The 12,389-nt window shown below is 68.4% G+C and carries 6 protein-coding genes; 4 read left to right on the plus strand and 2 right to left on the minus strand.

Annotated elements, in window-relative coordinates; genetic code table 11:
• The first annotated feature begins 20 nt into the window (after nucleotides 1-20).
• Nucleotides 21-983 carry a YafY family protein gene (locus AB0I51_RS27990; protein ID WP_362979700.1) on the plus strand — a complete coding sequence of 321 codons (963 nt, stop codon included), beginning with the start codon at nucleotides 21-23 and terminating at the stop codon, nucleotides 981-983.
• A 39-nt stretch (nucleotides 984-1,022) separates the two neighbouring features.
• On the plus strand, nucleotides 1,023-2,927 hold the full coding sequence (locus AB0I51_RS27995; protein ID WP_362979702.1) for a rhamnogalacturonan lyase: 1,905 nt from the start codon (nucleotides 1,023-1,025) through the stop codon (nucleotides 2,925-2,927).
• A 48-nt stretch (nucleotides 2,928-2,975) separates the two neighbouring features.
• On the opposite strand, the gene AB0I51_RS28000 is transcribed toward AB0I51_RS27995, so the two are convergent.
• Both AB0I51_RS28000 and AB0I51_RS28005 read right to left on the minus strand, forming a co-directional pair.
• Nucleotides 2,976-5,642 carry a cellulose binding domain-containing protein gene (locus tag AB0I51_RS28000; RefSeq protein ID WP_362979704.1) on the minus strand — a complete coding sequence of 889 codons (2,667 nt, stop codon included), beginning with the start codon at nucleotides 5,640-5,642 and terminating at the stop codon, nucleotides 2,976-2,978.
• Nucleotides 5,643-5,835: 193 nt separating this feature from the next.
• Nucleotides 5,836-8,754, minus strand: a complete 2,919-nt coding sequence (locus AB0I51_RS28005) for a glycoside hydrolase family 48 protein (protein WP_362979706.1) — start codon at nucleotides 8,752-8,754, stop codon at nucleotides 5,836-5,838.
• Nucleotides 8,755-9,030: 276 nt separating this feature from the next.
• Between AB0I51_RS28005 and AB0I51_RS28010 the strand changes: the two genes are divergently transcribed.
• Complete coding sequence (locus tag AB0I51_RS28010) at nucleotides 9,031-10,512, plus strand: cellulase family glycosylhydrolase (protein ID WP_362979708.1); 1,482 nt, start codon at nucleotides 9,031-9,033, stop codon at nucleotides 10,510-10,512.
• 76 nt (nucleotides 10,513-10,588) lie between these two features.
• Nucleotides 10,589-12,304, plus strand: coding sequence for a glycoside hydrolase family 6 protein (locus AB0I51_RS28015; RefSeq protein WP_362979710.1), 1,716 nt, complete (start codon nucleotides 10,589-10,591; stop codon nucleotides 12,302-12,304).
• Nucleotides 12,305-12,389: the final 85 nt, after the last annotated feature.

The following is a 12,389-nucleotide window of genomic DNA, read 5'->3' on the forward strand; positions in this document are numbered from 1 at the left end:
TTCACTGACATCCTGTGTCAGTGAAGTCCAGCAGACTCCTCTCGATCCTGCTCCTGCTCCAGACCCGGGGGAGGATGACCGCCGCCCAGCTCGCCGAGGCCCTGGAGGTCTCGGTCCGCACGGTCTACCGGGACGTCGAGGCACTGAGCGCGGCCGGTGTCCCGCTGTACGGCGACGCGGGCCACGACGGCGGCTACCGCCTCCTCGACGGCTACCGCACCCGTCTGACCGGCCTCACCAAGGCCGAGGCCGAGGCCCTGTTCCTCGCCGGGGTGCCCGGACCTGCCGCCGAACTGGGCCTCGGTCCGGTCCTGGCCGCCGCCCAGCTGAAAGTGCGCGCGGCCCTGCCGGCCGAGCTGCGCGAGCACGCCGACCGGATCAGCGGCCGGTTCCATCTGGACGCGCCCGGCTGGTACGCGGACGCCGACGAAACACCTTTCCTGCATACAGTCGCCGACGCCGTATGGAACAACCGCGTTCTGTATGCGATCTACCGCCGCTGGCGCGAGCCGACCGAGGTGGAACGCCGACTGGAGCCGTACGGGCTCGTACTGAAGGCGGGCCGCTGGTATGTCGTGGCCGGTCCCGGCCCGCGCACCTTCCGCGTCGACCAGATCCTGGAACTCACCACCTCCGACTCCGGTGAGGAGTTCACCCGCCCCGACGACTTCGACCTCGCCGAGTACTGGACCGCCCACCAACGCGACTTCCACGACCGCCTCCACCGCAGCGAGGCGGTGGTCCGGCTCGCGCCCGGAGCGACCCTCGCCCGGGCGGTCCCCCTCAACGGACGGCCGGAACCGGACGGTTGGACCCTGATGTCGGTCCCCATCGAGTCCGTCGACCACGCGCACGGAGAGTTCCTGCGCCTCGGCACGGACATCGAGGTCCTCTCGCCACCCGAACTGCGCGACCGGATCACCCGCACCGTCGCCGAACTGGCCGAAAGATACGGCAACCTGCTCACCGGCAGCGGCGACTGAGGGCACGGAACCCGTCCGTCCTCCCAGGAGGTACGTCACGTGAGCTACCCGCACCCGCACGTGCGCCCGCAACCGCGCCCACCGCACCGGTCCCGCAGACGCAGGGCCGTACTCTCCGCACTCACCGCCACCGCGGCCCTCGTCCTCGCCGGACTCACCACCGGCACAACCGCCCGGGCCGCCACCGCCGCCCGCCAGGTCGAGGCCCTCGACCGCGGTGTCGTCAGCGTCCACACCGACAGCGGCAACCTGGTCAGCTGGCGCTGGCTCGGCACCGACCCCGACACCGTCTCCTTCAACGTCTACCGCGCCGGTACGAAGGTCAACCCGGCCCCGATCACCGGCTCCACGAACTACTTCCACGCCGGCGCGCCCGCCCAGGCCGACTACACGGTCCGCGCGATCGTCGGCGGCGTCGAACAGGCCGACTCCGTCCACGCCATCCAGTTCCGCACCGGCTACAAGGACGTCCCGATCACGCCGCCCGCCGGCGGTACGACCCCCGACGGCGTCGCCTACACCTACGAGGCCAACGACGCCTCCGTCGGCGACCTCGACGGCGACGGACAGCTCGACTTCGTCCTCAAGTGGCAGCCCACGAACGCCAAGGACAACTCCCAGTCCGGCTACACCGGAAACACCGTCCTCGACGGCATCAGGCTCGACGGCACCCGCCTGTGGCGCATCGACCTGGGCCGCAACATCCGCTCCGGCGCGCACTACACCCAGTTCCAGGTGTACGACTACGACGGCGACGGCAAGGCCGAGATCGCCATGAAGACGGCCGACGCCACCGTCGACGGAACGGGCGCCGTCATCGGCAACTCGGCGGCGGACTACCGCAATTCGAGCGGCTACGTCCTGTCCGGACCCGAGTACCTGACCATGTTCGACGGCCGGACCGGCAAGGCGATGAGCACCGTCGACTACGTCCCGGCCCGCGGCACCGTCTCCTCCTGGGGCGACTCCTACGGCAACCGCGTCGACCGATTCCTCGCCGGTACCGCCTACTTGGACGGCAGCCGCCCCTCCCTGATCATGGCGCGCGGCTACTACACACGCACCGTGATCGCCGCCTGGGACTGGCGCGGCGGCGCCTTCACCCGCCGCTGGACCTTCGACACCAGCTCCTCGACCAACACCGGCAAGGGCTACGACGCCCAGGGCAACCACCAGTTGGCGATCGCCGACGTCGACGGAGACGGCAGGGACGAGATCGTCTACGGCTCGATGACCGTCGACGACAACGGCGCCGGCCTGTGGACCACCAGGAACGGCCACGGCGACGCCATGCACGTCGGCGACCTCGACCCCGCCCGCCCGGGCCTGGAGGAGTTCAAGGTCGACGAGGACTCCTCGAAACCGTCCTCGTGGATGGCGGACGCGAAGACCGGCGCGATCATCTGGTCCACACCCGCCAACGGCGACAACGGCCGGGGCGTCTCCGGCGACATCTGGGCGGGCAGCCCCGGCGCCGAGTCCTGGTCGGCATCGGAGAGCGGCGTCCGCAACCCCCAGGGCACGGTGGTGTCCACCCGCAAGCCCTCCAGCACCAACTTCCTGTCCTGGTGGGACGCCGACCCGGTGCGCGAACTCCTCGACTCCACCCACATCGACAAGTACGGCACGACCGCCGACACCCGCCTCCTGACCGGCGCAGAGGTCCACTCCAACAACAGCACCAAGGCGACCCCGACCCTCTCCGGGGACATCCTCGGCGACTGGCGGGAGGAGGTCGTCTGGCCCACCACCGACAACACGGCGCTGCGGATCTACTCCACACCGTACGAGACGACCACCAGGATCACGACCCTGCTCCACGACACCCAGTACCGCACAGCCCTGGCCTGGCAAAATACTGCATACAACCAGCCGCCCCACCCGAGCTTCTACATCGGCGACGGGATGGCGACGGCACCCCGGCCGACCGTCTACACCCCATGAGACAGGCGGCTGCGCGCCGGGTGCGCGCAGCCGCCCACTCCGTCCCGCTCAGGTGACCGTGCAGGCCTGATCACCCACCTTGAACGCGCCCGGTCTCGAGTTCACCCCCGACCAGCTCCCCGTGAACCCGAACCCCGCCGACGACCCCGCGGCCACCGTCCCGTTCCAGCTCACATTCCTCGCCGTCACCGCCGCGCCCGACTGCGTGTAGTCGGCGTTCCACAACTGGCCGATCTGCTGCCCGTCCGCGAAGGACCAGCCAAGTACCCAGCCGTTCCAGGCGGTTGAACCGGTGTTCGTCACCTGGACGTCGGCCTGGAAGCCGCCCGCCCACTGGTTCGTGATCCGGTACGCGACCGAACAGGCACCGGTCGGCGTCGGATCGGTACCCCCGCCGCCACCCCCGCTCCCGCCACTGCCGGCGTCGGACGAGTCGCCGTAGACGACCCCACGCCCGTTCGTCGACACATACACCCGGCCGTACACCCGCGGGTCACCGGTGATCGCCGCACCCGTCCAACCCCACTGGTGCGCGCCGTCGTTGATCCGCGTCCAGCTCACGCCCTGGTCGGTCGAGCGGAAGATGCCGCGTACGCCACCGATCTTCGCACTCGTGTAGAGCGTCTGGTACGAAGCACCGGTCGCCGCCTTCCCGAAGCCGATCGTGTCGGCCTGGTCGACGTTCGCGAGCTTGGTGAAGGTGGCGCCGCCGTCCGTGGAATGCCACAGCCCGTACGCCCCGTCGCTCGCCCCGCCCGCCAGCCAGATGTCCCCCTTCGTACCCGGCAGCGCCTTGAAGCGCACGCTGTCAGCACTGGGCAGCCCGGTCGCCGCCGACGCGGCGAAGGTCGCCCCGCCGTCCGAACTGACATAGAACTTCCCGGACTTGAAACCGTAGAAGGTCTTCGCGTCGACCCGGTCCGACTCGACGACCGCGCCCGCCGGGATACCGCTCGACGCCGACCAGGACGAACCGAACCCCGTCGTGTACTGCACCCCGGCTCCCGCCGGACTCCACACGAACCGGCTCCCGTCGGCCGCCGCGGCCACCGTCCCGCCGCCGCTCACACCCGAAGGGTCCGTCCCCGCGAACCAGTTGGCGCCGTTGTCCGTCGAGAACGCGATGTGCGGTCCCGAGTCCAGATTGCCCACGCGCACCACGGTGTCGGGGTTGGTCTCCGCGAAGTCGAGGCTCGTGGTCGTGGTGAAGTTCGGCGAAGTGAACATCATCGAGGGGACCTTGGTCAGGTCCGTGTGCCGGAACCCGCCGATGTCGCCCAGCGCGCTGAGGAGTTGGGCCCCACCGGACGGGGGAGCGGCGAGGTCGTTGACGGCCGTCTCCTCCAGCCCCTGCACCATCGGCTTCACGGTGAACCGGCCGCCGCTGTCCCAGTTCGTCAGGTTCTCCGTGCCGTAGAGCGTCGCGCCCGTCCCGTACATCATCCGGTTCGAGTCGAACGGGTCGATCTCCAGCGACTCGGTCATCCAGCCCAGTTTCGGGGCCTGTTCGGGCGGCGACGGATTCGCGCCGAAGGTCAGCCAGGGCGAGGACGAGACATCGATCGTGTAGCGGTTCGACCGGTTGGGATACGACGTGTAGTCCCAGGCCTTCGTCCATGTGCCGCCGCTGTCCGTCGAGCGGAAGATCTGCGTGTCCGGCCACCACGAGCTGTACGCCGTCGCCATCACGGTCCCCGGATGCTGCCGGTCGACGGTCAGCCCGCTGAAGCCGTAGTAGGTGTCGGCCTCGGCGACCGGGCTGATGTTCGCCCAGGTGCCGGTCGCGGTCGCGTACCGCCACAACTGGCCCTTGCCGCCGTCGTAGGGCCCGCCCTTGTCGCTGTATGCGATGTACAGATAACCGTTGACCGCATCCAGTACACCCTTGTGCGCCAGATACCCCGTCGGTTGCCCCGCCACCCGGCTCCACGTCGCCCCCGCGTCCGTCGACCGGTACACGGCATTGGCCTGGTCCGCGACACCGACATAGATCGTCTTCGTCGCGCTGCCGGACGTGCCCGTCGACTCGTCGAAGGTGACCCACACGATGCCCTGGTTGTCGCTGGCGTAGCCGCTCGTGTCGGTCGGATCCTGCACGTAGTTGCCGACGTCGGGGAAGTTCGTCACCTGCGACCAGGTGACCCCGGAGTCCGTCGACCGCCACAGGCCCTTCCCGCTGGGCGCACCCAGATACAGCACGCTGTCCTTGTTGGGGTCGATCGCCAACCGCTCACCCATACCGCGTCCCGGCATGTTCCCGCCGAGCTTGAACGGCAGATCGGTCTTCTGCCAGCTGGCGCCCCGGTCCGCCGACCTGAGCACCGCCCCGTTCGTCGGATCCCAGCTGTTCGTGTACGTGCCGACGGCCGCGTACACCTTGTCCGGGGCGACCGAGTCGGACGCGAGACTCACCACCCCCGTGTGCCCCCACTCGTCCCACCCGACCGAGTCCAGCAACGGCGTCCAGGTCTTCGTCGCCTCCTGCCAACGGTAGGCACCGCCGATGTCGGTACGGGCGTAGGCGAGGTTCTTCTCCTTCCGGTTGAAGACGATGCCGGGCACGAAACCGCCACCGTCGATGCGGGCGTTGTGCCAGGTGTAGGTGTCGGCGGCGAGCGCCACGGCCGGGGTGTCGGCGGCGAGAGCGGATGGCCCGCCCGCCAACAAGCCGGCTGCGAGCGCCAGTACGGCCATCAGCATTCTGGTTCTTCGCACAGTGAGGTCCTCTCCTGAGGAGGGGGAGGGAAGACACGAGTACCGGGCGGCCCCCAGTGCGGGTGGGGGCCGCCCGGCGGTTCCGTGAAGGAGCCGTGCGATGCAGCGCTCCATAGGGGCGCGGGGAACTGCGCGACCAGTCACTACGGACCCGCAGCAAAGAACGGCCCAACCCGCGGAGCACCCGGCGGAACTACTCAAGAAGCTCCGCATACGACCCCATGGCCAGGGCGACATCCGCCTGTGCCCAGAACCGGTGATAGGTGAAGACAGGCGCGGCCCCGCCCGCCAGATAGCTCTGGATCTTGGACCACGCCGGATCGTTCTTGTAGAAGGACCGCAACGAGGCGAACGTGGAAGCGGAGTTGACCGTGTCCCCGTTCGGCATCGTCCCGCTCCACCCGCTCGGCACATACACACTGTCGTCGAACCGGTTGTAGTCCGCTCGGGTCTCCGGAACGGCGATGCCCAGACTGTCCTGGTAGTTGCTCCACATGCCGTCGAGAAGAGCCTTCGCCGTCGTCTTCGCCGCAGCGGAACCGGACTTCGCGGCGTAGTACGTCAGCGTCTTGGCGTACGCGGCGGCCACACCGACGTCATTGGTGTAGTCGGCGACCGTCACATGAAGTCCCGTATTGGCACCGGGACTTGACGCGTTCCAGGTGTCGGGCTGCCCCGACCACTGCAGCGTCGAGGGGATCAGATAGGTGCCGTCCGGGTTGATCGTGGTCTTGGACAGCGCCCACGCGACCCACTTGTCGAGGACCGCCTTCGCGCTCGCGTTCCCCGTCTGCTGGTAGTACTCGGCGACCCGTTCCATCGACCACGCCTGGAAGCCGAACCACTGGTTGGACGGCGGGTCGTGGTAGACGGGCTGCTGGTCGTAGTACATGCCGTAGAAGGTCGACGTCCCGGCCGGCGGGCTCGCATACCGCCCCTGCCAACTGTTGGTCGCCCCACCGGCGATGGCACCCTCGCTCGACTGCAGCCAGCGGTAGAACTCCAGCTGCCGGGTCAGCGAGGTGCCCCAATCCGCCGCGCCCGTCGCGGACTTGGGCTTCAGGTCCGCGTACGAACTCAACGCGTAGGCGGCCAACGGGTTCTGATATCCCCCGTGCACATGGCTGGACCCGATGCGCCACGCCCAGCCCGCGCCGGTGTCGTTGGCGCCGCCCCACGCGTAGTACCAGGACAGCAGATAGTCCGAGGCGTCCTTGCCGGTGCCGGCCGGGCAGGTGGACGGCCCGACGCAGTTGCCGATTTTCTTGAAGTACTTGTCGTACATGGCGTAGCGCAGATAGTCGCCCATCTTGGCCGCCTTGCCGACGGTCGCGGAGACGTCGGCACCCTTGCCCTGTTCCTTGGCCCAGGTGTCGGCCCAGTACGCGGCCTGCACGGCCCGGGCGTCGGCGTCCGGGGCGTCCGTGTACTTCCACTGCTTGGCGTACGAGGAGTCACCGGTGAAGAGGTCCAGGTACCCGTTCGTACCGCCGTACTTGAAGGCGTCGCAGGTCGGCTGCGGCACCGTCTCCCACACCGACTCCTGCGCTCCGCGCTGGAAGGTGTTGATGTACGACGGCCCGCCCGCCGTCGGCCCCGCCTCGCACCCGCCGCCCGGCGTGTCGCCGTAGCCGTAGGTGTTGTCGACATCCTCCAGCCAGTGCATACCGTAGACGTCGTCCGTGCCGTATGCGGTCTTCAGTTCACCGGCGATCGGATCCGACCCCACCGGCACCGAGGTGTCCAGCTTCGCGGGATACTCGTTCGGTGTGTCCAGTTCCGGGGCGTACGTCGCCGGCTTCGAGGCGTTGTAGAAGGAGTTCGTCGGCTGGTCGGCGTGGGTGGGGATCATGTACTTCTCCATGAGGGCCCAGGCGCCGTTGAACTTCGACCAGTCGCCCGTCACCTTGCCGTACATCGCCTGCAGCCACAGCAGATAGCTGTACGCCTCCGACGTGGTCTCGTGCCCCTGGTCCGGCGCCTCGACGATCAGGGTCTCCACCGAGTGGTAGGGGATGCCCTGGGGCGAGAAGTAGCCGTTCGCCGGGTTGGTGATCTTCCCGTAGAGGTCCAGGAAGCGGGCGTCGTACGCGTTCGCCGCCGCCAGCTCCGTCACCGTGACCGTCGCCTTGGTGAAGCCCGTCGCCGTCGAGTCGAAGGACGCCGAACCGGTGCCGGACGCGTCGGCCGTGACGGTCACCGTCTGCGCGGTGTTCCAGTTCGACGGCGTGAAGGTGAGCGTCCCGCCGCCGGTGACCGAAAGACCCGTGTTGCCGCTCGCGCGCGCCGTCGTGACGGTCACGTTCGACGCCGGCTGCGAGGACAGCGACACCGCGTACGTGCCCGACTTCCCCTGCTGGACGCCCAGTTGCGTCGGCGAGGCCACGATCGCGGGTCCCGACGCGACCGTGATGCCGACCGGCGTGGACGCACCGGACGCGCCCAGGCTGTCGTACGCCTTCGCCACCAGCGAATGACTGCCCACGGTCAAACCAGAGGCCGAGAGCGAGTACGGCGCGGTCGTGTCCGTGCCGAGCAGCGTGGTGTCGTCGTAGAACTCGACCTTGCTGATCGTCGCGTTGTCGGCCGCCGCCGCGGTTGCCGCGAGCGGGACCGCGGCCCCCTGCGTGTAGATCGCGCCCGCGCTCGGGCTGGTCAGCACCGTGATCGGCGGCTGATGGGCGCCGGCGCAGGTGGTGCCGTTGATCGCGAACGAGGTGGGCGCGGTGTTGGTGCCGCTGTAACCGAACTGCGCGCCGGTCGAGACGGCCGCGCCCGCGGCGATCGTCCCGTTGTACGACGCGTTCGTCACCGTGACCGCGCTGCCGGACTGGGACCAGGTGCCGTTCCAGCCGTTGCTGAGCTTCTGGTTGCCCGAGTAGGCGTAGGTCAGGGTCCAGCCGTTGATCGCGTCCGTACCCCGGTTGGTGAGGGTCAGATCCGCGGTGAAGCCGGAGCCCCAGTCGTTCGTCTTGTAGTCCACGCTGCACTGAACTGTCGCGGCCTGGGCGGGAGTTGTGCCGGTCGCCAGCATTGAGATCGGAAGTGCGAGGGCCGCCACGACAGCGGTCCACAGTCGCCGTGTCACGCGGCGTCTCCTTCTGGGGTGCATGTGCTGGTTCCTCCTTGCGGCTCGGAGGGGTGGGGGCGGAGCAGCAACAAGCCTTGAACCAGTGGGAGCGCTCCCATCGTGGGGACGAGGGTGAGAGCCGTCAAGGTGCTTACGGAGTCGAAATGATTCGACGCAGGTGAATTGAGGGAAAGTCAGCGAAAGTCTGTGACTCCCCTGTCCTTTACCGTCACTTGGCGCTACCTTCCTGGACACCAGTGGGAGCGATTCCGTCAGTCGACGCGTCCGTGGAGGCGCCCGAACTGCAAGGAGTCGCTCATGCGACACCCCCCGCGTTCAATCCTTTTAGCCGTCGCCGGCGCGACCGCCCTTGTCGGGGCAATGGTCGTTCCGGTGGTCACGGCGTCCGGTGCCACCCCCTCGTGCACGGTGGAGTACTCGGTCACCAGCCAGTGGGACACCGGATTCCAGGGCGCAGTGCAGATCACCAACAACATGGCACCGGTGAGCAGTTGGAGCCTGAGCTTCGACTTCGCCGGCGGCCAGAAGGTCACCCAGGGCTGGAACGCCAACTGGTCCCAGTCCGGTACGACGGTCACCGCGGCCAACGAGAGCTGGAACGGCTCGCTCGGCACCGGCGCGAGCGTCGGCGCCGGGTTCCTCGCCAACTGGTCGGGAAGCAACGCCGTACCGTCCGCGTTCAAGCTCAACGGCACTACCTGCAACGTCGATTCGGAGCCGACACCACCGACCTCGCCACCTCCGACGTCACCGCCGCCGAGCGGCACCGCACCCGCACTGCACGTCTCCGGGAACAAACTCGTGGACGCGGGCGGCGCGAGTCGCCGTCTGCTCGGCGTCAACCGGTCCGGCGGCGAGTTCATGTGCGTGCAGGGCTACGGCATCTGGGACGGCCCGGTGGACGACGCGGCCGTCGCGGCGATCGCCGACTGGAAGGCGAACGTGGTCCGCATTCCGCTCAACGAGGAGTGCTGGCTGGGCCTTTCGAACATCAAGCCCGAGTACGCGGGCGCCAACTACATCGCCGCCGTCAAGGACCTGGTGGCGAAGGTCGAGGCGCACGGCATGACACCGATCGTCGAACTGCACTGGACCTACGGCCAGTACACCGGCAACTCGGCGGGCTGCTCCGACGTGCACGCCACCTGCCAGAAGCCGATGCCGGACGCGCAGTACTCCCCGTCGTTCTGGTCCTCCGTCGCCAGCACCTTCAAGGGCGACCAGGCCGTCGCGTTCGACCTGTTCAACGAGCCCTACCCGGACCGCGCGACCTCCACGACCACCCAGGCGTGGCAGTGCTGGCGCGACGGCGGCACCTGCCCCGGCATCGGGTATGAAGTCGCCGGTATGCAGGATCTCGTCGACGCCGTACGGTCCACCGGCGCCAAGAACGTCGTCATGGCCGGCGGGCTCGCGTACTCGAACGACCTGAGCCAGTGGCTGGCCTACAAGCCCACCGACCCGACCGGCAATCTCGTCGCCGCGTACCACGTGTACAACTTCAACACCTGCGCGAGCGAGAGCTGCTGGAACTCCACCCTCGCCCCCGTCGCGGCCCAAGTGCCCCTGGTGGCAGGGGAGATGGGCGAGAACACCTGCTCGCACGCCTTCGTCGACCAGGTCATGAAGTGGTTCGACGACCGCGGGCTCTCGTATCTCGGCTGGACCTGGAACACCTGGGACTGTTCCGCCGGTCCGTCACTGATCACCGACTACACCGGAACGCCCACGGCGTACGGCATCGGGCTGCGCGACCATCTGCGCGCCCTCAACGGATAGGCGCCCCCGCACACCGAACAGCGCACACCACAGCACCCGCAACCAACTTCCTTACCAGACAAGGAAACCCGCACTCATGAGCCGTACCAGAACAGCGTTGCTCGCTGCCTTGGTGCTCGTCGCCGGGGCCTCGGGGACGGCGGTCGCCGCCGCACCCTCGGCTGACGCCGGTATCGCCGCGATCCCGTGCAGCGTCGACTACAAGGTGCAGAACCAGTGGGACACCGGCTTCACCGCCGCCGTCACGGTCACCAACAACTCGGCCGCCAAGTCGAGTTGGGCCGTGAAGTGGTCGTACGCCGGCAACCAGAAGGTCACCAGCGGCTGGAACGCGAAGATCAGCCAGAGCGGGACCGCCGTCACGGCGGCCAACGAGACCTACAACGGGAGCCTGGCGACCGGCGGTTCGGTCAGCTTCGGCTTCAACGCCTCCTACAGTGGCACCAACGCACTCCCGACCGCCTTCACCCTTGACGGCGTGACCTGCAACGTCGACGACGGCAGCGGCGGGGGAGGCGGCGGTGGCGGCACCGATCCCAGCGGGCGGGTCGACAACCCGTACGCGGGTGCCAAGGTGTACGTGAACCCGGAGTGGTCGGCGAAGGCCGCCGCCGAGACCGGCGGCAGCCGGATCTCCAACCAGCCCACCGGCGTCTGGCTCGACCGCATCGCCGCCATCAACGGAGTGGGCGGCGGCATGGGCCTGCGCGCACACCTCGACGCGGCGCTCGCCCAGAAGGGCAGCGGTGAAGAGGTCGTCCAGCTCGTCGTCTACGACCTCCCCGGACGCGACTGCGCGGCCCTCGCCTCCAACGGCGAACTCGGCCCGACCGAAATCGGCCGCTACGAAAGCGAGTTCATCGACCCGATCGCCGCGATCCTCGCCGACAGCAAGTACGCCTCGCTGCGGATCGTCACCACGATCGAGATCGACTCGCTGCCCAACCTCGTGACCAACACCGGCAGCAAGGCCACCGCCACCCCGCAGTGCGACACGATGCTCGCCAACGGCAACTACGTGAAGGGCGTGGGCTACGCGCTCAACAAGCTCGGCGCGATTCCCAACGTCTACAACTACATCGACGCCGGCCACCACGGCTGGCTCGGCTGGGACGACAACTTCGCCCCCGCCGCGAACCTCTTCTACCAGGCCGCGAACGCCGAGGGCGCGACCGTCAACGACGTGGCCGGCTTCATCACCAACACGGCCAACTACAGCGCCCTGAAGGAGAACAACTTCACCATCAACGACAGCGTCAACGGGGTCTCCGTGCGCCAGTCCAAGTGGGTCGACTGGAACCGCTACGTGGACGAGCTGTCGTACGCCCAGGCGTTCCGCAACCAGTTGGTGTCGGTGGGCTTCAACTCCGGTATCGGCATGCTGATCGACACCTCCAGGAACGGCTGGGGCGGCTCGGCCCGGCCCACCGGTCCTGGTGCGACGACCAGTGTGGACACGTACGTCGACGGTGGCCGCTACGACCGCCGCATCCAGGTCGGGAACTGGTGCAACCAGTCCGGAGCCGGTCTCGGCGAGCGTCCGCAGGCCGCCCCGGCGACCGGGATCGACGCCTATGTGTGGATGAAGCCGCCGGGTGAGTCCGACGGCTCCAGCACTGCCATCGCCAACGACGAGGGCAAGGGCTTCGACCGCATGTGCGACCCGACGTACACGGGCAACGCCCGCAACGGCAACAACATGTCGGGCGCCCTGCCGAACGCCCCGCTGTCCGGGCACTGGTTCTCGGCCCAGTTCCAGCAGCTGATGGCGAACGCGTACCCGCCGCTGTAGATCGCATACAGCGAACGCCTACAGCAATCGCACACAGTAATCGCGTATCGCATCGCACATGGCATACACCCCCGCGCCCCGCCCC

Origin of the sequence: Streptomyces sp. NPDC050549 (assembly GCF_040655035.1) — a bacterium.
In the GTDB taxonomy this organism is placed as follows: domain Bacteria; phylum Actinomycetota; class Actinomycetes; order Streptomycetales; family Streptomycetaceae; genus Streptomyces.

Bases quoted from the DNA above. Each gene is read 5' to 3' on its own strand.
- AB0I51_RS28010 (WP_362979708.1), top strand. From the start codon at position 9,031: ATGCGACACCCCCCGCGTTCAATCCTTTTAGCCGTCGCCGGCGCGACC.
- AB0I51_RS28015 (WP_362979710.1), top strand. From the start codon at position 10,589: ATGAGCCGTACCAGAACAGCGTTGCTCGCTGCCTTGGTGCTCGTCGCC.
- AB0I51_RS28005 (WP_362979706.1), bottom strand. From the start codon at position 8,754: ATGCACCCCAGAAGGAGACGCCGCGTGACACGGCGACTGTGGACCGCT.